Origin of the sequence: Moorena producens PAL-8-15-08-1 (assembly GCF_001767235.1) — a bacterium.
GTDB lineage: Bacteria > Cyanobacteriota > Cyanobacteriia > Cyanobacteriales > Coleofasciculaceae > Moorena > Moorena producens_A.
Window position 1 is genome coordinate 4,199,956 of record NZ_CP017599.1, and the last position, 22,517, is coordinate 4,222,472.

Below are 22,517 nucleotides of genomic sequence, written 5' to 3' on the forward strand. Positions count from 1 at the left end.
CATTGCGCGTAGCGCTATACATTGTAAGGGTTACAGAGATTGAAATTCGGCAATTAATTCTGTGTAGGTGCTTAGGGACTTATTACCAATCTCATTCCCTCCAAAGTTGATGAACTTACCAGCTATATTGGAACCGAAAAATAAACCATTTCTGTTAATGTTATTGGTAATTTCGCTTCCTCTGATCACGACCGTGGGTCCGTCAAGGAAAAAAGCAGGTGGACTAATAGACAAGCCACCACCATAGCCGATACCATCATTGTTACTGTCAGCAATATTATAAGTGATTTTGTTGTTGAACAGGTAAATGGTATTAGCCTCATCGACGAAAATGCCGCCGCCATTCACTTCTGCTGAGTTACGACTAATCTGATTGTTGACCAGCAGCACGTCATTATAATATCCAAGCACATTGACACCACCGCCATTGCCTCCTGTCACGTTGTCAATAATCCGGCTATTAAATATTTGTACAAAATTGTCATTGGCTATAAAATCTTCAAATGGGTTTTCTCCCTTACTACCGATTTTTATTCCACTTTCCTGGTTTTTGCTTATAGTGCTACTAACCACCCTAACATTTTGATCTGTAGCACTTATATCAATACCCTGACCCTGATTTTCGCTTAAGGTGCTGTTCCTTACTAATACATTAGTGTTGTCTCCATCGATATGGATCCCATCTGATTTGTTATTTGTAAAGGAACTACCGAGCACGTTGAGATTAGTGTTGTTTCCCTGGATATCGATGCCATCGCTGTCGTTACCTGTTAAGATGCTATCAATCACTTCCAAATTGCCATCATTTACCTGGATGCCATCCTCTCCCTCAGAAATTGTCAGGTTTGTGACGGTAACATTCGCCCCATTGCTAATGGTAAAGATATCAAAAGACCCACCGTCACCTTCGACAGTTATTTGATCAGCATCTTTTCCCAAAAAAGTATTACTAGTGATTTGAGCACCATCTTCTCCAACAATAGTAACACTGTCAGTAATCTCAAGTGTCCCTAGGATAAGCTCTAGAGTAATCGTCTGTTCATCTGGTTCAAGTTCAAATAAGATTGTATCTTCACCAGGAGAATTATTGGCTGTATCAATTGCTTCTCGTAAACTGGTTATTCCATCGTTTGGATTAATTTCGTCAGCTGTGGTATTTACTGTAAAAACTGCCATAGTTAGTCATCTTTATTTTACTGATCAAGCTGATTGTTTAACCCCTGTAAAGTATTATTACTAAACCATCTCATCCAAAAATTTTGGCTCTTCCGTACTTGTTATGCTAAATTAACACTTTGCCAAAGGGAGCAGGGAGCAGGGAGCAGGGAGCAGGAGGAAGAGGCAGTATTCAGAATAATTTATAGTTAAATGGCATCATAACCCTTACACAGTAAGCTTTTTGAGGTTTTTTAACTGTAAATTTAGCATAGTAGGTACTGAAGAACCAAAATTTTTGGAGAATAAATCCCCTGGTTATTTCATCCAAACCGTTACTGACAGTTTCACTACAACTTACCTCAGCCTATACCATTTTTATAGTTGATTATTTAATTTGATAACTATTAATAGTTTATTTAAACCAAACCGCACATTTGAACTTAAATAACATCTATTTTTTGAGTAAATAAATTAATATTTTTTTTAATTATTGATTTATTATTTATTGCATAATTTTAGTTAAACGAAATTTTATTGAATAGAAAAATTAAAATATTGTTGATTATGTCTTCTGCAAAATGTATTATGCATTGCTGTTATGAATTTTTATTAGACAACAGATTATCCCCTCGACAACAACTGGTGTCGTCAAGGAGATAACTAACGAATAAGTTCACCTATTTCCCTGATTGGACTTTGGAAAACTCCCTATTCACGTAAGCTCTAATTCAAAATTTTGCTTCCTTTGAGGCTACTTCAGGCTCTCGTTAACCAATAACGTTGAGATTTGAGGCAAAAACTATTTTCCCCCCTTGCGCCAAGGTATTCCTACCGCAACCATATCCTCAGGTTCAGATTCCGATAAAACACAGTTTCTGAAAGCTTTTGAGAGGTTTGATGCTCTAGGGATAGATGTTTGATCCCCTTGGTTTTGTCCAAAGTCCAAGCCAGATCTAAGTTAACTCAATTTCTAAACTTGAATGTCATTACCTACAATGTCATTATCTCCAAGGTCGAAGAAATTACCAAATACATTGCGAGACTCAGCTTCTAGGTCAAAGTTATCCCTAATTTGGGTTGCTCTGATCCCGACAATAGCCCCCAAACCAATAAAGAGACCACCACCATTGCCGATACCATCGTTGTTACTGTCAGCAATATTATCAGTGATTGTGTTATTGCCTAGGAACATGGTATTTCCACTCTCAACAGAAATGCCGCCGCCATTGACTTCTGCGGAGTTACCAGTAATCTGATTGTTGAGCAGCAGCACTTCGTTATCAATGCCAAGGACACTGACACCACCGCCACTATCTCCTGTCAGGTTGTCAATAATCTGGTTATTGAATATCTGTACAACGTTGTTAGTTAATTCTCCCGAAGTACCGATTTCTATGCCAGTGTTATTGTTGCTGATTATAGTGCTATCAATAACCTTTACATTTTGACCTACGGCATTTATATCAAAGCCATTGTCTCCATTGTCGCTGAAGGTGCTGTTGATAACAAATGATGTCGTGTTGTTTCCGTTGATATCGATGCCATCTTTTTCGTTGCTTGTGAAAGAGCTACCGACCACGTTGAGATTAGTGTTCTCTCCTGCAATCTCGATGCCATCGCTTTTGTTGTTTGTGAAGATGCTATTAATCACGTTTAGATTACCATCATCCACCTGGATCCCATCCTCTCCCCCAGAAATTGTCAGGTTTGTGACGGTAACATTCGCACCATTGCTAATCGTAAAAATATCAAAAGACCCACCGTCACCTTCGATAGTGATTTGGTCAGGCTCTTGAAGTCCAACAATATTAACACTTTCGGTAATTTCGAGTGTCGGTTGATTTTCGAGTGTTGGAAGATTAGGGATATCAGGAAGACTCGGAATATTAGGAAGACTCGGAATATTAGGAAGACTCGGAATATTAGGGAGATTAAGAGGATTAGAGTCTAGAGTAATCGTCTGTTGACCTGGTTCAAGTTGAAATAAAATTGTATCTTGACCAGGAGTATTATTTGCTAGCGCGATTGCTTCTCGTAAACTGATGAGCCCATCAGAAGGATTAATTCCGTCAGCTGTGGTATTAACTCTAAAAACTGCCATAGTTAGCTATCCTTATTTTACTTATAAAGCTGATTGTTTTCCCCCTGTCAAGTATTATTTATAACTCCAACTCTAGCGTTTATCATAGCTATGAGGTACACAGGTTTGCCGCCTCTTGCCTCTTTCCTCTTCCATGCTCCCTGCTCCCTGCTTCCTGCTCCCTGCTCTCTGCTCCCTAAAACCCACAAATTTGTACCTCATGAGTATAATAATTGCTAGATATAAGTTTTTTTTGGAGAATAAATCGCCCGTTTTTTTGATAAGACGGTTATTGACAAGTTGACTCCAACTTATCTAAGTATATCCAATTTTGATAGTTTTGTTATTACTTTTTTAAATAATTAATTGAGCTTTAAAAAAACTCAATTAAAAATAAATATTGAGCCAATTTAATAATTTAACAAAAAATCCTGTGACTGTATTCAAATAATTTACCAAAAAGAAATTGGGTTCAAAAAAAAATGGATATGGTAATACAGCTATAGCATTTTAAAATAAAAACGCTATATGATTGCGATTAAGCATTAAACCATCACATGACAGCAGCACAGCTAGACAAGCCCAAGCCCAACCCACAAAACAACAGTCTGTTACACATAGAAAACTTACAGATGCACTTCCCCATCACCCAAGGAATCATCTGGCAAAAGCAAATTGGCTCCATCAAAGCTGTGGATGGACTCAACTTCGAGATCAACCGTGGCGAAACTTTAGGCTTAGTAGGAGAATCTGGCTGTGGCAAAAGTACCACCGGACGAGCGCTCCTACAACTATACCGTCCGACAGCTGGTCATGTTTACTTTGAAAATATCGACCTAACCGAGCTAGACGCTGAATCCCTGCGCCAGATGCGCCGCCGGATGCAAATGATTTTTCAAGACCCCTATGCTTCCCTCAATCCCCGCATGACCGTAGGAAGTATTGTCGGTGAACCCCTGCAAATCCATGGGTTAGCCACCGGTAAACAAAAACAAGAACGAGTCCAGTCCTTACTAGAAGTGGTAGGACTCAATCCTCACTTTATCAATCGCTATCCCCACGAATTCTCTGGGGGTCAGCGTCAGCGGATTGTGATTGCTCGCGCCTTAGCGTTAAACCCTGACTTTATCGTATGTGATGAACCGATTGCTGCTTTAGATGTATCCATTCAAGCCCAAGTGGTTAACTTGATGCAGTCGTTGCAAGCAGATATGGGCTTAACTTATCTATTTATTGCTCACGATTTAAGTATAGTGCGCCACATTTCTGACCGGGTGGCAGTAATGTACCTAGGCAAAATAGTAGAACTCGCAGATCGCGTCTGTTTATATGAGAACCCCTTGCATCCCTATACCCAAGCATTAATCTCAGCCGTACCAATTCCTGACCCTGAACTTGAGCGTCAACGGGAACGTATTATCCTAACAGGGGATGTACCCAGCCCGAGCAATCCCCCCAAAGGTTGTCGGTTTCACACTCGCTGTCCTATGGTAATGGATACTTGTCGGCAAGACCCAGAACCAGAGTTTAAAGATGCAGGTAGAGGACATTATGTTGCTTGTCATTTAGTCCATTGACAAGAGGATCTTAGTATAGCGCTTATCATAGGACTAACCACTCACAAAACTAATGTTCGTCCATCGCAATGGATCGAGAGCAACGCCAATTACTCGGTAGAGCCGAAGGCCATCCCATCCGCAGGGCTTCTGGGCAAATAGTATGAATGGTCAGCTGGCAATCAATCAGCTGCAACCCTTCTTTTTCTACCTGCCTCATCCCTTGTTTCAAGATTGAGTCATTCTTGAATTCAACGGTCTGGTTACACTGAATACATACCAGATGATGGTGATGATGGGGAAAAGGCTGATTGAGTTCATAATGTTTATGCCCTTCTGCCAATTCCAATTCCCGCAGGATGCCCATCCGTGACATTAACTTAACGCTACGGTAAATTGTAGATAAGCTGATTCCTTCTCCTCGTTGGTCGAGCAATTCGTGAAGTTCCTCAGCACTCAGATGGGTTCCTCTCGGTAAATTTTGGAAAACGTGGAGAATGGTCTCCCGTTGCGGTGTCATACGCCAACCTCGAGCATTGAGTTCGGCCTTGAGTGAAGCGGCAGTATAGTTAGCCATGGTAACCCTCTCAAAAACGAGCCATTATTGACAATCTTAAATAATTATTTATCTCACTTGCAAGAAAATTTCCTAATTGAGAATAAATAGTAAAGGATTATTGGTTACTTTTGAGAATAGGGCACGACACGGATGCACCTCGGATACAGGGATACGCCGAAAATACCAAATCCAGCTTTACGATCCGGATTTGGCAAATAAGTTAAGAAAAGGGCGAATCAGGGAAAGAGGGGGCACAGAGGGAAGACAGGGAACAGGCAAAGGGTAAGCAGATTGGCCATAACCCTTGTGCCTTGTGGCTTGTAAGTTATTGCCCCTTCTCCCTAGATTTTGGAGATTGATGCCTAAAACTTGCAATAAGCAAGCAGACAATACCTAGGTTGATACACACATCGGCTACATTAAATACCGGGAAGTTAATCAACCGAAAATCGAGGAAATCCACAACGCAACCCGTTACTGTCTGGTTATCTACCAAACAACTGTTGAAAAAACGGTCTATGCCATTCCCTAATGCTCCTCCGAGTATGAAGCCATAACCAAGCTGTTCCAACCTAATCAGCTTTGGCCCAAACCAAGCTAGGGCGATTAAACCAAGACTCACAGCTAAGGACAGCCAGCGCAACCAGCTGCCGTCTTGACTAAAGAGACTGAAAGCGGCACCAGTATTAGTCACATAGGTAAAGTGAAACACCCCTTGCCAGAGGGGTAGAGTCTCAGCCAATTCAAAATTCTGCACCACCCAATATTTAGTCAGCTGATCCAGAATCAGACCAATAGCAGCAGCAAACCAAAACAGGGGGTTTCTTTTCATTAGTCATTAGTCATGATAGCATTTATTGATTGGGTGAGGTACTTACACCGATGGGTTTTAGGGAGTAGGGAGTAGGGAGTAGGGAGTAGGGAGTAGGGAGTAGGGAGTAGGGAGTAGGGAGTAGGGAGTAGGGAGTAGGGAGTAGGGGTAACAAAATTGACTTTACCTGATAAGTATGGTAAAAGCTATAGTCATTTTTTATTAGTCATTGGTGATTAGTCTACGACTTACCCAGGGAAAAGAAAAATTAACGTTTTAGGCAATAGGGAACTTCGGAGCTGGGCATTACAATGACTATCAATAAAACATTAACTGCCGTAGACCAAATGCCACAACGGTCACAGAACAAACTACCACTAGCTGACTCGGTAAAGGCGAAATGGTATATTTCATGATCGCTTCCATGAGAGGCACAGCCCCAAGCACTGACCAATTGATGCCGTGGAAAATCATCAAATAGCCGACACCGTAGGCATGGATGGTTAGTAAACCACAGAGGCAGCTAAATGCCAATGTTTCGACTCGTGGTTGTACGCGAAAGGCTAAAAAACCACAAACCCAGGCTCCGGCAATAAAGCCTAGTATGTATCCAAAGCTGGGTTCTTTGATATAGCCAATACCTCCACCTTGAGTAAAGATTGGCAGGTTTAACCCGATCACAACATAGGCAATTTGAGAAAGAGCACCAGCATTTCTGCCTCCTAAACAAGCAGCTAGTAGGACTGCTCCAATCTGATAGGTAACCCCTAAGGATATAGTTTGAACACCTTGAGTTGACCAATCCCAGGGTGGATTGGAGACAAAGAAGGCTTCTAGAAACGTGCCGCCGATGGTCAGCAGCAAACCAATTATGGCCCACAAAATCTCATTGGGAGCAGACACAGTTACATCGATAATCTATTTATTCTGGGAGTTATATTCTCCGGGAATCGGAGCTTCACCACCGGTTAGACCCAAAGAGTCCAGCATAGCGTGGTCTTGCTCTGGTGGCTGTCCCAGAGTGGTGAGGTAGTGTCCAATCAGCATAGCATTGATTCCGGATTTTAGCCCTTGTGCCTGCAATTCACCCATCACGGCTTCTCGCCCACCAGCATAGCGCAGGATTTGCTCAGGTAGGATCATCCGGAAAATTGCGATCGCTTTTAGTGCGTCATAGGTATCTAGCTTCCCAGATTCTCCCAAAGGGGTTCCAGAGCGAGGATTGAGCAAGTTCAGGGGTACTGATTCCACCTTTAACTCCCGCAGCGCTAGAGCTAAATCCACTCGGTCTTCCCAGCTTTCACCCATGCCCATAATCCCACCAGTGCAGGCTTGAATCCCCACTGCTTTCAAGTTCTGGATCGTCTCGACGCGATCGCGCCAGCTGTGGGTAGTCACAATTTCTGGGAAAAACCGCTCTGAGGTTTCTAAGTTGTGGTTGTAGCGAGTTACCCCAGCTTCTTTGAGGGCTTGGGCTTGTTCCGAGGTGACTTCTCCCAAAGCACAGCAAGGCTTAATGCTGGTTTCGGCAATAATCTCCCGTACGGTTTCCAGAATTTGTTCAAACTCTTTCGATTTAGGACTACTGTACTTTGGTCCACGTCCCTGACTGACTAGGCAAAAACGTTTGGCTCCAGCCGCTTCAGCTGCCTTAGCTTGAGCCATAATCTCTTGCTTAGACTTAAGACCATAAATCGGGGAATCAACGCCAGGATGGTGAGCCGACTGGGCACAGAAACCACAGTTTTCTGAGCAGCCACCAGATTTGACATTGACGATACTACACAAATCCACCGTATTACCACAGCAGGCTTGGCGCACTTTGTCAGCTGCTTGGCACAGCAGCAATATATTATCTTGCCCTTCCAGTTTGGTCAGGGCTAAGGCTTCCTCTCTAGTAATGCGATCGCCTGCAATAATCCCCTCAGTTAGCTTTTGCAGCCACTCATTCACGGATGCTGGGGATGTTGAGCATTGTTCTGGTGTACTTGCTGGTGTATTTGCTGGTGTAGTTGATAAATCTACAGATAGACCTACAGCAGTTGACAAAGGTGCTTGAACCACAGTATCTCCCACATATATCAGCTTTAAAGGCACCCCTCACTATACCACCTTAGAGTAATTTTGCTAGTGAACTCTACTACCCCAAATAAAAATTTAACCTTTTCTTAATTAAAATTTAACCTCATGCTTAACCTAGTCTTTATGGTAGAGCGGTACACTCCGGCTGTGACGCCTAAAAAAATCAAGCCAATTCCATGTTGTCTCAAAAGAATAATTTATTCTCAATAGCATTGATCACCTCCTTAGCCGTGGGGATTACCTCCTGTGGTGGTTCAACCCCCACAGCTCAAGTTAAGGTAGATGGTTCCAGCACCGTATTTCCCATCTCTGAGGCCATGGCGGAAGAGTTCCAGAAAGCCAATCCGGGAATCCAAGTTACTGTCGGTGTCTCTGGTACTGGTGGTGGATTCAAGAAATTTTGTGCTGGAGAAACGGATATTTCCAACGGCTCCCGTCCGATCAAAGAATCAGAAATAGAGCTTTGCAAGAACGGAGGAATTGAGTACATCGAATTGCCCATCGCCTTTGATGGACTCTCTGTAGTAGTTAACAAAGACAATAACTTTGCTAGTTGCCTAAAAACTGCTGAACTAAAAAAAATCTGGGAACCAGCAGCTCAAGGCAAAATCAACAACTGGAATCAAGTTCGTCCTGGTTTCCCCAATCAAAAACTAGGACTTTATGGTCCAGGAACTGACTCCGGAACCTATGACTACTTTATGGAAAACATAGTTGGTAAAAAAGTTGGCTCTCGGGGCGACTATACCGCTAGTGAAGATGACAATTTGATTGTCCAAGGGGTATCGACTGATAAGGGTGGACTAGGCTTCTTTGGTTACGCCTACTACGAAGAAAACAAAGATAAACTCAAACTGTTACAGATTGACGGAGGAAGTGGTTGCGTTGCCCCTAGCACAGCAACTATTGCCGATGGAAGTTACAAACCTCTATCTCGCCCAGAGTTTATCTACGTTAAGAAAGAGGCGGCAACTCGACCTGAAGTTAAAGCCTTTGTAGACTATCAGTTGGCAGCAGCCAATTCAAAATTAATCTCAGAAGTTGGCTATGTTCCCATGCCAGAAGACATTATGATGCTGGTGAGAAAGCGTTTTAGCGATGGCACAGTTGGTACAGTCTTTGCTAATGCTCCTAAAGGCTCCAAAGTGAAACAGCTATTAGAGAAATAAAGAATAGTAAGGGATGTCTTAAAGACTTAAGGATGAACGATGAAGGCTGAAGGCTAGAAAGAACAAAGTTGCTAAGTCACGCAGTCACCTTGATAGATATCAGCAGTACATCTATAAGTATAATTATTTCATTCCTCACACTTGATTTCTCACAATTGATTCCTCACACTTCAGACTTCATCCTTTACCCTTTATGCTTGGCACTGCATCCTACCCTAAGAGAACGCTATCAGACGAACACACTTGATCCTTCACAGGTAATACTTTACTGATGACTACCACTCCGCCATCTTTTGAGTCATCAGACTCTGAGATGTTTCGACCAAACCGGCAGTTAAACAAGCGGGTAGAACTGGTAGTAAAAATAGTTTTTGCTACCTTTGCCTTTGTTTCTGTCGCAACTACCATCGGCATTGTTCTAACCTTAATATTTGAAACAGTAGCATTTTTCCAAGAAGTATCACTCTGGAAATTCCTGACTGATACAGCATGGACTCCCTTGTTTGCTAATCCCCAGTTTGGCATTTTTGTGCTGATTAGTGCCACCTTCCTGACCTCTGTAATCGCGCTGATGGTGGCATTACCCTTAGGATTGCTGGCAGCTATCTGCTTGAGTGAATATGCATCTACTGGTGTCCGTCGCTGGCTCAAACCTGCCCTAGAAATATTAGCAGGGGTTCCTACGGTGGTATTTGGTTACTTCGCCCTGATGCTAGTGAGCCCTTTCTTAAAAACATTTATTCCCGGGTTACAAGGATTCAATGCCTTAAGCGCTGGGATTGTTTTAGGAATAGCCATTATTCCCATGGTAGCTTCCCTCAGTGAAGATGCTATCTATGCTGTACCCAATAGTTTAAGACAAGGTGCTTATGCCTTGGGGGCAACTAAACGAGAAACCATCATCGGAGTAGTAATACCAGCAGCATTATCTGGAATTGTTGCTTCCTTCGTACTAGCGGTTTCCCGTGCTGTGGGTGAAACCATGATTGTTAGTATTGCTGCCGGTCAAAATCCCACCTTGGGACTGAATCCCCTAGTACCAGTGATGACCATGACAGCCTATATCGTTCAGGTCAGCTTAGGAGATACACCAGCAGGTTCCCTAGCCTACAAAACTATTTTTTCTGTAGGTATGACCCTGTTCTTACTGACCTTAGCCCTAAATATCTTTAGCTTTTGGTTTGTCCGTCGCTTTCGGGAGAAATACGACTAATGGCACAAGACCTAAAACCTCTAGGAGACGATTCCCCAGGTTACTTCAATCTCGCGCTACCCAAGCGCTATAACTTTGATAAAATCTTCGCCATTGCTGCCTGGCTTGCCATCTTTTTTGGGCTAGTGATACTGGCAGTATTGCTGATTGATGTTTTTCTCGATGGTCTGTCCCGGCTCAATGGGCAATTTATCACCAGTCCTCCCTCCCGTAAACCAGACCAAGCTGGTATTTTTCCTCCTTTAATCGGTAGTGTCTGGCTGTTGGTGCTAACAGCAATGGTCTCTTTTCCCTTGGGAGTAGGGGCGGGTATTTTCTTAGAAGAATATGCCACTGACAACCTATTGACCCAGATTATTGAAATCAACATCGCTAACCTAGCTGCTGTACCTTCAATTATTTACGGCTTATTGGGTTTACAAGTGTTTGTTCGGTGGTTGGCTCCCATTACTAATGGTAGGAGCATACTAACTGGTGCCCTAACCCTGTCGTTGTTAATTCTGCCCATCATTATTGTTGCCACCCGTGAAAGTCTACGGGCAATTCCCAATAGTTTGCGTCAAGCGGGTTATGCCTTAGGAGCAACTCGTTGGCAAGTTATTCGAGAGCATATTTTTCCTCTCGCTTTACCTGGTATCCTGACAGGAACCATTTTGGCACTGTCAAGGGCAATTGGGGAAACTGCTCCTTTGATTACTATCGGAGCCTTGAGCTTCATTACCAGGCCGCCAATGAACCCACAAGATCCATTTACTGCACTGCCAATTCAAATTTACAACTGGATCTCTCGTCCCCAAGAAGCCTTCCATACTAACGCGGCGGCGGGAATTGTGATGTTGATGGTAGTGCTGTTGGTTATGAATGCCGGAGCAATTTTCCTGCGCAACAAATTCCAAAGCAATAGATAAAAAGTCAATATACCCACTATTAAAATACAGATTCAAAGGGATGGAAAATTTTTCAGTTTTGATTTCAAAAGTTGACAATTCCACAGAGGATTTCAAGATGAATTACAACCCAGTTATGGACTACAACACTTCGTCTGTAGAAGTAGAATATCCGGTTTTACGGGCTGAAAAAGTTTCCGTCTACTATGGATCATTTTTAGCAGTCAAAGATGTCTATTTAGATATTCCCAAAAACCAAGTTACCGCGTTTATCGGACCGTCTGGTTGTGGAAAAAGCACCTTGTTACGGTGCTTTAATCGCTTAAACGACCTGATTCCGGGAGCACGGGTAACAGGTAGAATTACCTTCCATGGCGAAAATCTCTATGATCAAAAGTTTGACAACAGCATTGAAGAAGTACGTCGCCGCATTGGCATGGTATTCCAAAAGCCAAACCCTTTTCCCAAATCCATTTATGAAAATATTGCCTTCGGAGCCCGGATTAACGGCTATCAAGGGGACATGGATGAATTAGTGGAGCGCAGTCTTCAACAAGCTGCCCTCTGGGATGAAGTCAAAGATAAACTAAGACAGAGTGGTCTGTCTCTATCTGGTGGTCAACAACAGCGTTTGTGTATTGCTCGTGCCTTAGCCATTAAGCCAGAAGTGTTGTTGATGGATGAACCCTGCTCCGCTCTTGACCCCATCTCCACCCTCAAAGTGGAAGAACTAATGCACGAGCTGAAAGAAAAATACACGATTGTTATCGTTACCCACAACATGCAACAAGCTACCCGAGTAGCAGACATGACCGCTTTCTATAACGCTAGGGCAACGGAAACAGGTGGCAAACAAGGCTATTTAGTAGAGTTCAATAAAACTGAAGTCATCTTCCAAAATCCTCAGCAGGAAGCAACTAGGGACTATGTTAGTGGGCGTTTCGGCTAAATTCCCCCAACATTTTCCCCTAACATCCAACGAAACCTTGGGTTTTAAACCCAACTCATGGGAGATTTGATCTCTGACTAGACATGCCACGGCAACACGCCCGTGGGATTTTTTTTTCTGATGGGGATGATCCCCCCAGTACCAATTCAAGATAGGATCAAATCTGATTATAAAATTGGATTTGTTGTCAATCATGCGAATAAAGCGCTACTTATCAGGTTTTATTGCCCTGGTACTGGTTATGGTTATCGGTTTAACTGGTTGTGCCTCAAGTGGTACAGGCTTAACAGGAGATTACCGTCAGGATACAATAGTTGCTCTACAAGAATTAAGACAAGCCCTTGAATTACCAGAAGATTCACCAGATAAGACGGCAATTCGTGAAAAAGCAACTCTACTGATGAATGACTATGCTTCGCGCTACCGCAGAGATAGATCTGTGTCTACCCTTAATTCCTTCACTACCATGCGAACTGCTGTCAATTCCTTGGCTGGTTACTACAGTTCCTATCCCAATCGCCCTTTACCGAAAAAGGTGAAGGATCGTCTAGAGCAGGAATTTTCCCAAGTAGAGCGTTCTCTCAAACGGGGCGCTTAAGCTGTCGATACCTCGCCTATTGTAGGCGAGGCATAACCTGGGTTAACAAAAAACTGGGAGTAGAAACCTGTCCTATCTTCAGGTTTCTTGTGAACATCCCAGGTAAGGGAGGGTAGGATTATAGATGATATCAAAGTTTTAGCCAATTTTTTGATCTGCTCTCGCCCTAACTCTCATCATAAGTAAAAATTTTCCGGAACAGTAGGTAAGAGAGCTGAAAACAGTTAAAGATAATGCCAGCCGAAGCGCGGTTAGGGGTTAGAGAGATTATTATAGGGTTTATGGCTACTACTAGGGCTTTAGTTCACTAATAATCAACAATAATCAAAGTTGACAAATTTAGCGATGCAGCAAGGGAACAGGGGAGCCAGTGCGGTCTTGGGGGTTCCCCCCATGAGCAACTGGCGTGGTTTCCCCCACTCGCGCTTTGCATCAAGACAATGATATATGGATCAAATAAAACGATATAGATTTACCTCTACCCCCTGCCTTGGTGTTTCCCTTTCTATCCGTAAACTATATAATAACAAGCTAAAGCTAATTTTAGAAAAAATCATAGTTAAAAACCCCTGTGCAATAACGATGGGCATGAAAGCGATGCAGCAAGGGAACAGGGGAGCCAGTGCCGACCTGTGGGGGTTCCCCCCATGAGCAACTGGCGTGGTTTCCCCCACTCGCGCTTTGCATCAAGACAACGAGTTAGTGAATTGCTCACCCTCTCGTAGTATCCGTTTAGAATCCCTGATCCTGCACCTGGGGGAGATTTCAAAGATATTGAAGCAATCGGGGATGAGTTAACAGGCTTTTGGCTAACTTTCTGTTGTTTTGTAGTGTTTCTAGGAATGTATAACAGTTTTGGTAAACGGAGGCAACACCGACAAGGTCTACATCGTAGCTTGATTGCCACCTTTGCAATAGGAAGTAGTCTTTTGAGTCAGTGTTGGTTTGTACCAACCGCTGAGGCAAAAACAAAAGCTTATTGCCACTTTACTCAGGAAGCGATCGCTCAAAAAGAAAGCTTAAGAGTTAATTCCTTAAAGGACAACTCAGACTCTAAAATCAGCTACCAAACCATTATCCAGGAACACGCCAGTTTCTTACAGCAGTGTCGTTCCCAAACCTGGCCGCAAAATCAAGCAATTTGGGTGCGCTTATATCCCTGTGATGCTCGTCCTGGAGCCCTTGAGGAAACCCTCGACCGTATTGTGAACCAAGGCTACAATCAGGTCTACGTTGAAGTATTTTACGATGGTCGCGTCCTGTTACCAAAGTCAGATAATCGTACTCCTTGGCCGTCAGTCATACAACAACCGGGGACTGAGAACGTAGATTTATTAGCCCAGGCGATTCAAAAAGGTCGTGAGCGGGGTTTGCAGGTGTATGCCTGGATGTTTACGATGAATTTTGGTTATACCTACGGTCATCGTGCTGAGCGGCAACAGATTCTTGCCCGCAATGGTCGAGGAGAGACCAGTTTGTCTGTAGTTAAGGATGGCTCTCAAGTATTTATCGACCCTTATAATCGACAAGCCCAGGTAGACTACTATGAGATGCTTAAGGGTGTATTAAAGCGACGCCCCGATGGGATTTTATTTGACTACATTCGCTATCCCCGTGGTTCAGGTTCCCAGTCTGTGGCCAGCAGTGTCAAGGATCTTTGGATTTACAGTGATGCAGCTAAGCAAGCCCTCTATCAACGGGCTGGTAACAATCAAGGTAAGGAGCTAATTCGGCGCTATCTGAGTAAGGGTTCCATTAGTGCTAAGGATATAAAAGCTGTCAAAAAGCTCTACCCTGATGAAAAAACTCCCCTGTGGCAAGGTCGCACTCCTTCCCCAAGAGAGAGTACTCGAACTATACAATGGCAGTTATGGCAACTAAGTGTTGCTCACGCTGCCCAGGGGATATTAGACTTTCTTAAATTAGGCGAACTGGCAGCAGAGCGAGCTGGGGTACAAGCTGGTGCAGTGTTTTTCCCCGATGGCAACCAAGTTGTAGGTCGCATGGGTTATGATTCCAGACTACAGCCTTGGGAACATTTTCCCCGTTCCCTGGAATGGCATCCCATGTCTTATGGTGTTTGTGGTCACACCGGTTGTATTGCTAATTTAGTCAAACGGGTGTTCAAGTGGGCCTCGTCGGAAACAGACGTAAAACCAGCATTAGCAGGAACTTGGGGAAGATCCATAAAAAATCGTCCTTCCCTAGAAAACCAGATGCAGGCATTGCGCCGAGTGACACCACAAATCAACTCAGTCAGTCATTTTGCCTTCTCTTGGCAAAATCCAGAATTTGACCGCGAGCGAAAGTTTTGCAGATTATAGCAGTTCTCAATTGGCTAAGGTACTTACGCCTTTGGGGTTCATGGCAGTAGGGAGTAAGGAGCTTAGGCGCGGGAAGGGGGCTGATTCTCAGCAGCCCCCTCGACCTTTGGTTAAGATTTGCCTAATTGGGATAGTTCTGATTAAGCAGTTACTAATTCGGGTTCAGGACGCTTGCTGTTACGAATACCGCTAATTGCCTCTGCGTAATCTGGTGCCTTGAATACAGCCGAGCCAGCCACAATTGCATTCGCTCCAGCTTCTAGCACTTGCCAGGTATTGTTAACCTTGAGTCCTCCATCCACTTCAATCCAGGGAGAAAGACCACGCTCATCACACATCTGACGCAGTGTGCGGATTTTTGGCACAACTTCTTTGATAAAGCTTTGACCACCAAAGCCAGGATTGACGCTCATAATCAGGATCAAGTCACAGACTTCTAGGACGTACTCAATTAAATCCAAGGATGAGGAGGGGTTAAGTACAACACCTGCTTGCTTACCCAATTCTCTAATCTGACAGAGAGTGCGGTGCAGATGGGGTGAAGCGTTGTGTTCAGCATGAACGGATATAATATCAGCCCCTGCCTTAGCAAAGTCTGCCACATACTTTTCTGGTTCCACAATCATCAAGTGGACATCCAGTGGCTTTTGGGTAATCGGGCGAATGGCGCTAACAACTAGAGGACCAATGGTGATGTTAGGGACAAATCTACCATCCATGACATCAACATGAATCCAATCAGCGCCTGCGGCATCCACAGCCTTAATTTCTTCTCCCAGTCGGCTAAAATCAGCTGACAGGATAGAAGGGGCAATAACAACTTGGTTTTCGGATAGGGTGTTGCTCATGATTGGAGGTGTTCTCCTGGAAGCTTATTTTTTAGCATTTTAACAAAATCTTTAGATTTTCCCTAACGAGTTGTTGTGGTGGTGACCTACTTAGTGAGCACTGGTCACCAGACCAGTTGGCTATAAATCAGCCCATACCTACGGATGCTCACCCCTAGCAGGTCATGATGAAACTTTTGATAACATGGGCAACAGTTAGTCAGTCTGTCATCTTATGCAGCTGCCTTGCTCAAACGATAGAATATCCTGCTTTAATAGAATTTTGGAGGAAATATGGCGTCAAATCCCCAAGCATCTGCATATACTCAGAGCAGCACCAATGAAACTACCCTTGAGGATGAAAAACAGCTGAAAGTAGACCTCAAAGTTGACAAACCTGGTGCTATAGCTAAACTCACTGCTCCTGAGCCAGGACTGACCCAACCGTGGCAAGAATGGTTGCAAACTCTTACAGACATTTTGTCACAATTGCCGGAATATATAGGCGGATTTGTTAGCAATTACCAAAAACCCTTGCTTACCATTGGTCTTTTGCTCGCTGGGTTCATGACTGTTAAGATCACTTTGGCGGTGCTGGATGCCATTAACGATATTCCCCTGATGGCTCCGTTGTTTGAATTAGTTGGTATTGGCTATACCATCTGGTTTGTAGCTCGTTATCTACTCAAAGTTGAAACACGCCAAGAATTATCAGGGGAGATTCAATCCCTTAAAGGTCAGTTTATAGCTAAAAAGTGATATCTAGTGTGGTGGCATTAGGCCTGGTCAGGTGAGGAGTATGAAAAATAGGGCATGGAAAATTGTCTAAATTGCTTTCCATGCCCTATTGTAGTAAATTAGTATTACAGTAAATTAGTATTACACTAACAGTAAATTAGTATTACACTAAATTAGTGTTTTTTGCTGTAGCTCCTTGTCGCTATACTAATTAATACCTATAACTTATTTATAAATAATTAGCGCGATTGATTGGATAATAAAATTCAAACCTCAACTTGCTGAAGCACTGCGCAGCGCTTGAGCTGCTAGATAGAGTTTGTTCCATTCACCCATAACCTGGTTAGTTCTCCAGTTAAGATCGTTAGCGATCGCTTCGAAGGTCTGACCAGCTTTGATCTTATCCAGCAACTGCTGTTGTTCAGGGGTAAGTTTCTGCTGATATTCTTGCCATTGCTTTGGGGTTAGTCCAAAACGGTGCTCAGTATAGGATGTTTCCAACCAAGTGGCTACTAAGTCTGGCTTCCCTTTTACCCCATTGATGGAAAAGACACGAGTGGCATGGTAGCTAATTTTTTCCCGTAGACGATAGACTTTCTTGATCGGCCAATCTAGGCGACGAGCGATCGCCTCTTGAGATTGACCTTGCAAGTAAAGTCGCAGCCATTGGGCCGCCTCAGACCCTAAGTTTTTCTCTAAGTAAGCCTCAAATTCTTTAGATACGGAGATCCTTAGGCTTTGTTTGTCTTCCCAAGCCTGCTTATGTTGATAATTAGTAATGGCTTGGTTATCCAATAGACTCACTGGTGCATCGGCTTCCCCTTCCGGGTTGATTGACTCTGACACTAAACGTACCATGTCTCCTTCCGGCACATGGGTCATCCCGCCACGTTGAGACCGACGCAGAAAGTTTACAAATCGATAGATAATTAAGGGCTGGTTGCGAATCGGGCGCAGACAATACTCTTCAAGAGTAGTTAATAATAAAGCATTGCGCAGCGGTTCTTTCTTGGTACATTGTCCAATCCAGGCAATTTGCTTTTGGATATAGCGATCGCTATTTAATAATTCCTGAATCACTTCTTGGAGAACATCCACCACAGCTCTTTGGCGATCGCGACTTAGGGATACCCAAGTGCGGATTTTATTGCGTAAGGTAACTAGACTAGCTAAGCGGGTGGTCAAATTGCGATAGGAACGTTCTGGTGGCACGCCCAAGTAACGCTGTCGCAAAATTCTGTAACGATACTCCATTGCTTGGACAGCGATTGCCAGTTGGCTCTGAGTGAGGGTGTCAAACCCCTCTTTATTTTCTCCAATTAACCACTGTACAATACTGGAGCTGGTGGCTGTATTTTGGTTTGGACAGTCACTCAACAAGCGTGACTGCCATTCTGTTTCGAGTTTGTCCGCCAACTTTGCCATGACATTGCACTCCTTGGATCCCTGTTTTAAAGTTTGCATGACAACCCTCCCTGTTTCTACTCACTCGAAGTGGGTAGTGACTGCTCTCTATTTGACCACTAATTCCTAGGTATTGGAAGTGATCAAACTCCCATAACTACGCTTACCAAAGTCACACCAGTAGGGTGATAGATAGCACGCCTGTCTGGAGATCTAGATCGTGTTTAGATGTGTTCTAGATCACAAGCCCTAAATAGACTTCTGGGACACCCAGCAAGTTTTACCTTCGTAAACATGGGATAGCACCACTACTATTTAGATATCACTGAGAATGATATGAATTATGCTGATAGCAGCCAATTGATATACCGTCACAGTATTTTCACAAGTATTTATCAGGCTTTTAGTCATTTGGTGTTTAACTGAGTCGTCTACCCTGATAATCTAACCCTGATGATTTAGCTGAGTACACCCGATATCCCGGTAGCTCTTGACCTTAGGGATTACTAGTTAACATACCTTCTTGAATGAGAGGAAATGCTTATACCTAAAAATGAATATATCAGAAAACACCGATCCTATCAGCTAACTTGATGCTGAAACAGGCACCCTAGCAATTTTACTCATGGAGTAATTACCGCTGTGCCTATGAATTTTATCCTCCAAGCTAGTCAATTGCTAATAGGAAAATCAGGAGTTCCCCATAGACAGTATATCCACCCAGACCTATCAAAGGTCTGTAATTCTGATATACCCGTTCGCCGTTGGCGGTTACCTATTGGCTAAAACCTTTATTTTTCCTTTGAGCTGGGTAAGTCCTGACTGTTTTGAGAAGGGAAACCTGATATCTTGATAAAGATACTTGTTTTGATCACTATACTTGTTGAGTTAATCATGTCTGACCCATTGTCTCCTGAGGTAAGCGATCGCATTTGTAAGCACATGAACGATGATCATGCTGATGCTGTGGCACTGTATGCTCAGACTTTCGGTAATTCGCCTGATACAGAAGAAGCAGAAATGGTTTCCATTGATCCTCAAGGCATGAATATAATCACAAAAGTCAAGGGGGAGTCTTCCACTGTGCGCATTACGTTTGATCATGTACTTAAAGATTCTGAAGATGCTCACTACACCTTAATTGACATGATCAAACAAGCAAGGCAGTCAGTAAGCAACCTGAAGGGGTGACAAGCACGCCTTGAAGCGCCTTGTTGTCACCCCCTCAGGTCACTAACTTTCACTCCCAGAAAAGGTTGAAGATTCACGCTTACCCTTTAGGCAGGGTGAGCTTCAGCATGCCGTTGTGATATTCAGCTTCAACCTGATTTCTGTTAATCTTGGCTGATATTGGAATAACCCGTTTGAATTTCCCATAGCGTAGTTCCGAGCGTACCATACCTCTTCCTTTAGTCCTAGCTGCTGATTTGCGATCGCCACTGATGCAAACAGAGTCTTCGGTGAGTTCAACATCAAGGTCTTTGGCTTCCATGCCTGGAATTTCTAGTCTGAGGTAAACGGCTTTAGGAGTTTCTTCGATCTCTGCATAGGGCATAAACGTCATCCCTGGAAATCCTCCCTCGTCGCTATTCATGAAATGGGTGAGTCGGCGGTTGAGTTCCCGATGCACACTTTCTAGATCTGGCAGATGTTCCGAACGAGTAATAGCCATTATGGTTATCTCCAACTATCCAGTTTTTTTAACCTTCACCTCTAATTTCCGCCCAGTTTATTGTTGCCCAACTAGCCACACTCTAGATAGAAGAAAATTCCAGACTGGCAGGAATTGATTCACAGAAAATCTTAGGATGTTTGGAAGCCCCGTCTATGCACAAGCGCGGTGCTGACTTTAGTATCTGATTTTACTGTTTGGGCTGCGGTGAGCAGATGTTACTCTTTTGAGATCTACTTTTTTGAGATCTATTTTTGAGATCTATTTTTTGAGATCTAATTATGAGTATTTATTTCTAATAATCCTATTATAACTAAATCTTATAAAAACTGCTGGACGGTTTGACAAACTTGTTTAATATTTTTAATACTAATTTAATATTTTTAATACTTAGAGCCTTGATTTAACACTCTATCATGGCCTAATTAGCTATTTATGCATCAAGACAGGGAATAAGCAACTTGGGATCAGGGAACTTTGGCTCAGGAGACAATACCCCATAGGGAATACGCCATAGGGAATACGCCAAAAATACTGTGTATCTCATTAATATGAGAACCGCTCAATGAAATACTCACAGATTTCGGAAAATGCCTAAAATTGGGGATCCTGTCACTTGTCTCTGGCAGAGAAAACTACAGAAATGCGATGCTCCAAAAGAGCCGCTGCGGGATTGGCCCTAGGCCACGCTAAAAGCGATTGACCAAAGGTCACGCGGGGCGCGATTGACCAAAGGTCACGCGGGGCGCGAACGCAACTACAGTTGAGATTCCCAACTTCTCCAAGCAGCCAGGAATCTTCTCAAACTCGTTTCACCAAAGCTTTTGAAACCCTTCAGGCTTAGAATCCAGAAAATCCAGAAAGTAATAACATTGATCGGAATCATCGGGGAAAATCTGCCAGGGTAAGCTTATATAATTTGGTATAAATTGTAACTGAAAAAAAAACATTCAATTGATTTTTAGCGATGCAGAGGTGCGACCCGTGGCGAATTTAATAATTAGATGCGGAAAACGCACCATTACGGTCTTGGGAAGGCAGCGCCGACCTGTGGGGGTTCCCCCCATCAGCGACTGCCGTGGTTTCCCCCACTCGCGCTTTGCATGGCTGACAGTGAACTTCGTAAAAACTCCGGTCAAAACCAGTACATTAGTCCTATTAATTCCGAGAGTTTGGCTTGCTTTGAGCAAGACAAACAGAAGTCGTTGCCTTCCCGTAGCGTCGGCAAAGCCGCATCGCAATTAAGAGCTGATTCGTAACGTAAATCTTAAGAAGTCTGAAAGCCTTGCTATGATTGTCTTTTGGTTATTAAATAGTTCACTTGTTCTAGTTTAGCGCAAGCCTTATCCTACCAGGGCTATTCCATTCTGGATCTAGGTAACGAGTTTAGAGGCTTTCAGGCATCCCATACCTGAATTATCGAAGCCTGAAACGACGTATCCTCGTCAATGCATAAAATATTGTAATTTAGAATGAAATAGCCCTGCTTATCCTACAAGGATTACAGCGAATTTACGAATCAGCTCTAAAATTTCCAGCTTTATCAAATCACAGAATAAATAATCTCTGGGTTATTGATAATAAATGCAGGTTGACATTAATCAAACTTAAATTATTCTGAATATATAGCACTACGCATTAAAGTTAGGACATTGATACAAGCAGCAAAAGCTGTTGTAGTCAACTTTAGTATGCATGCCTCTTGCCAATGCCATTGCACGTAGCGCTATAATACCATTTTATCTAAGCTAATAGTGATGATCCGTAGAAACAGCTACAGTAACGCATATTAAAACCCTAATTCCTAGATAGCCATAATTAATGACCAATGACTAATGTAAGAAACTACCCAAAACTTCAGAGCTGCTTCGCTAAACTAACACCTAAAAACCAATTTCCAGGTGCTTGTACATCCTCACTATACAAAAAATGATCGAAGATTTGTTTGAACTCCTCTTTAGAAATAGAACTATCAAGATTGAGATCGAGAGTTTCAAAAGCTTCCTCTATATGAGTTGTATCGATTTGGTAAGCTTGATAAAATAGTTTAAGTTCCTCTATCACAATTTTGCCATCTTCATTGCCATCAATGAGCTTGATAAAGGCTTCAGAAAAATCATAATCCAAACGCTTATCGAGGCATTCTAACCATTCACTGAGTTCAATCTGACCATTCCCATTTAAATCAACTAAATCTTGTAACCATTCTCCAAAGCTGATCCAGGAGAAATACAAAAACTCATAATCTTGACTTCCTGGTTTCCAACCCCGGGACTGGGCAATCTAAGTACATGACAAAAAATGTAAAGATTGCCGAAAGTCGGCACTGGTTCCGCCGAGTGAGAAGCGAAAAGTTTTGACATTAGTTGTTTACAGAGCATATCGAATTGTGAATAACTGCGACCAAGATATGCCAACCTCCAAAATGCCTAACTTCACCGCAGGCACAATCTTTGTGGTAAAATGAACTCGTACACAGTTGTGTACTAA

The 22,517-nt window shown here is 43.1% G+C and carries 24 protein-coding genes; 11 read left to right on the top strand and 13 right to left on the bottom strand.

All coding sequences use genetic code 11. From position 1 onward, the window contains the following. Positions 1-30 precede the first annotated feature (30 nt). Both BJP34_RS15600 and BJP34_RS15605 read right to left on the bottom strand, forming a co-directional pair. Positions 31-1,176: a right-handed parallel beta-helix repeat-containing protein gene (locus tag BJP34_RS15600; RefSeq protein WP_070393134.1), complete on the bottom strand. Its 1,146-nt coding sequence runs from the start codon at positions 1,174-1,176 to the stop codon at positions 31-33. Between the two features lie 952 nt (positions 1,177-2,128). Further along, positions 2,129-3,259 carry a right-handed parallel beta-helix repeat-containing protein gene (locus tag BJP34_RS15605; RefSeq protein WP_070393135.1) on the bottom strand — a complete coding sequence of 377 codons (1,131 nt, stop codon included), beginning with the start codon at positions 3,257-3,259 and terminating at the stop codon, positions 2,129-2,131. Between the two features lie 90 nt (positions 3,260-3,349). On the opposite strand from BJP34_RS15605, the gene BJP34_RS48935 reads away from it, so the two are divergent. Beyond that, positions 3,350-3,478, top strand: a complete 129-nt coding sequence (locus BJP34_RS48935; RefSeq protein WP_267876580.1) for a hypothetical protein — start codon at positions 3,350-3,352, stop codon at positions 3,476-3,478. A 317-nt stretch (positions 3,479-3,795) separates the two neighbouring features. Then, a complete protein-coding gene (locus BJP34_RS15610) occupies positions 3,796-4,815 on the top strand; it encodes an ABC transporter ATP-binding protein (RefSeq protein WP_070393136.1) in 1,020 nt (339 codons plus the stop codon). Between the two features lie 49 nt (positions 4,816-4,864). Here BJP34_RS15610 and BJP34_RS15615 read toward each other — a convergent pair whose 3' ends face one another. The 5 genes from BJP34_RS15615 to bioB form a co-directional block, all read right to left on the bottom strand. Then, positions 4,865-5,371, bottom strand: a complete 507-nt coding sequence (locus BJP34_RS15615) for a transcriptional repressor (RefSeq protein WP_070393137.1) — start codon at positions 5,369-5,371, stop codon at positions 4,865-4,867. Positions 5,372-5,678: 307 nt separating this feature from the next. After that, on the bottom strand, positions 5,679-6,185 hold the full coding sequence (gene lspA, locus BJP34_RS15620) for a signal peptidase II (RefSeq protein WP_070393138.1): 507 nt from the start codon (positions 6,183-6,185) through the stop codon (positions 5,679-5,681). Between the two features lie 22 nt (positions 6,186-6,207). Further along, positions 6,208-6,339 (bottom strand): hypothetical protein, encoded by a 132-nt coding sequence (locus tag BJP34_RS48940; RefSeq protein ID WP_267876581.1) that lies wholly within the window; start codon positions 6,337-6,339, stop codon positions 6,208-6,210. Between the two features lie 143 nt (positions 6,340-6,482). Then, positions 6,483-7,067 carry a biotin transporter BioY gene (locus tag BJP34_RS15625; RefSeq protein ID WP_070393139.1) on the bottom strand — a complete coding sequence of 195 codons (585 nt, stop codon included), beginning with the start codon at positions 7,065-7,067 and terminating at the stop codon, positions 6,483-6,485. A 15-nt stretch (positions 7,068-7,082) separates the two neighbouring features. Further along, positions 7,083-8,213, bottom strand: coding sequence for a biotin synthase BioB (bioB, locus tag BJP34_RS15630; protein ID WP_229424387.1), 1,131 nt, complete (start codon positions 8,211-8,213; stop codon positions 7,083-7,085). Positions 8,214-8,458: 245 nt separating this feature from the next. Here bioB and BJP34_RS15635 point away from each other — a divergent pair, with 245 nt between their 5' ends. The 5 genes from BJP34_RS15635 to psb27 all read left to right on the top strand — a co-directional run bounded on the left by BJP34_RS15635 (position 8,459) and on the right by psb27 (position 13,062). Continuing rightward, positions 8,459-9,415 carry a PstS family phosphate ABC transporter substrate-binding protein gene (locus tag BJP34_RS15635; protein WP_229424388.1) on the top strand — a complete coding sequence of 319 codons (957 nt, stop codon included), beginning with the start codon at positions 8,459-8,461 and terminating at the stop codon, positions 9,413-9,415. A 271-nt stretch (positions 9,416-9,686) separates the two neighbouring features. Further along, a complete protein-coding gene (pstC, locus tag BJP34_RS15640; protein ID WP_070393141.1) occupies positions 9,687-10,628 on the top strand; it encodes a phosphate ABC transporter permease subunit PstC in 942 nt (313 codons plus the stop codon). Further along, positions 10,628-11,536, top strand: a complete 909-nt coding sequence (gene pstA, locus BJP34_RS15645) for a phosphate ABC transporter permease PstA (RefSeq protein ID WP_070393142.1) — start codon at positions 10,628-10,630, stop codon at positions 11,534-11,536. The genes pstC and pstA overlap by 1 nt, the downstream gene beginning before the upstream one ends. A 97-nt stretch (positions 11,537-11,633) precedes the next feature. After that, positions 11,634-12,464, top strand: a complete 831-nt coding sequence (gene pstB, locus BJP34_RS15650) for a phosphate ABC transporter ATP-binding protein PstB (RefSeq protein ID WP_193431330.1) — start codon at positions 11,634-11,636, stop codon at positions 12,462-12,464. Positions 12,465-12,657: 193 nt separating this feature from the next. Continuing rightward, complete coding sequence (psb27, locus tag BJP34_RS15655; protein ID WP_193431331.1) at positions 12,658-13,062, top strand: photosystem II protein Psb27; 405 nt, start codon at positions 12,658-12,660, stop codon at positions 13,060-13,062. A gap of 307 nt (positions 13,063-13,369) precedes the next feature. Here psb27 and BJP34_RS48945 read toward each other — a convergent pair whose 3' ends face one another. Together BJP34_RS48945 and BJP34_RS43430 are read right to left on the bottom strand one after the other, a co-directional pair. Then, complete coding sequence (locus BJP34_RS48945; RefSeq protein ID WP_267876582.1) at positions 13,370-13,495, bottom strand: hypothetical protein; 126 nt, start codon at positions 13,493-13,495, stop codon at positions 13,370-13,372. A 110-nt stretch (positions 13,496-13,605) separates the two neighbouring features. Further along, complete coding sequence (locus tag BJP34_RS43430) at positions 13,606-13,749, bottom strand: hypothetical protein (RefSeq protein ID WP_158517244.1); 144 nt, start codon at positions 13,747-13,749, stop codon at positions 13,606-13,608. Positions 13,750-13,904: 155 nt separating this feature from the next. Here BJP34_RS43430 and BJP34_RS15665 point away from each other — a divergent pair, with 155 nt between their 5' ends. After that, complete coding sequence (locus BJP34_RS15665) at positions 13,905-15,386, top strand: family 10 glycosylhydrolase (protein WP_070393144.1); 1,482 nt, start codon at positions 13,905-13,907, stop codon at positions 15,384-15,386. A 140-nt stretch (positions 15,387-15,526) separates the two neighbouring features. Here BJP34_RS15665 and rpe read toward each other — a convergent pair whose 3' ends face one another. Continuing rightward, positions 15,527-16,234 carry a ribulose-phosphate 3-epimerase gene (gene rpe, locus BJP34_RS15670; protein WP_070393145.1) on the bottom strand — a complete coding sequence of 236 codons (708 nt, stop codon included), beginning with the start codon at positions 16,232-16,234 and terminating at the stop codon, positions 15,527-15,529. A 273-nt stretch (positions 16,235-16,507) separates the two neighbouring features. Here rpe and BJP34_RS15675 point away from each other — a divergent pair, with 273 nt between their 5' ends. After that, positions 16,508-16,972, top strand: coding sequence for a CAAD domain-containing protein (locus BJP34_RS15675; protein WP_070393146.1), 465 nt, complete (start codon positions 16,508-16,510; stop codon positions 16,970-16,972). Positions 16,973-17,224: 252 nt separating this feature from the next. Here BJP34_RS15675 and BJP34_RS15680 read toward each other — a convergent pair whose 3' ends face one another. Next, complete coding sequence (locus tag BJP34_RS15680) at positions 17,225-18,415, bottom strand: HetZ-related protein 2 (RefSeq protein ID WP_070393147.1); 1,191 nt, start codon at positions 18,413-18,415, stop codon at positions 17,225-17,227. An 834-nt stretch (positions 18,416-19,249) separates the two neighbouring features. Between BJP34_RS15680 and BJP34_RS15685 the strand changes: the two genes are divergently transcribed. After that, positions 19,250-19,546, top strand: coding sequence for a DUF2470 domain-containing protein (locus tag BJP34_RS15685; protein WP_070393148.1), 297 nt, complete (start codon positions 19,250-19,252; stop codon positions 19,544-19,546). A gap of 79 nt (positions 19,547-19,625) precedes the next feature. Here the strand turns inward: BJP34_RS15685 and BJP34_RS15690 are convergent, their stop codons facing one another. Continuing rightward, positions 19,626-20,027, bottom strand: a complete 402-nt coding sequence (locus BJP34_RS15690) for an Hsp20/alpha crystallin family protein (protein ID WP_070393149.1) — start codon at positions 20,025-20,027, stop codon at positions 19,626-19,628. A 1,103-nt stretch (positions 20,028-21,130) separates the two neighbouring features. Between BJP34_RS15690 and BJP34_RS43435 the strand changes: the two genes are divergently transcribed. Then, entirely contained in the window at positions 21,131-21,286 is a 156-nt protein-coding gene (locus BJP34_RS43435; protein WP_158517245.1) for a hypothetical protein, read from the top strand. 598 nt (positions 21,287-21,884) lie between these two features. Here BJP34_RS43435 and BJP34_RS15695 read toward each other — a convergent pair. Beyond that, on the bottom strand, positions 21,885-22,262 hold the full coding sequence (locus BJP34_RS15695) for an EF-hand domain-containing protein (RefSeq protein WP_070393150.1): 378 nt from the start codon (positions 22,260-22,262) through the stop codon (positions 21,885-21,887). Between the last annotated feature and the right edge of the window lie 255 nt (positions 22,263-22,517).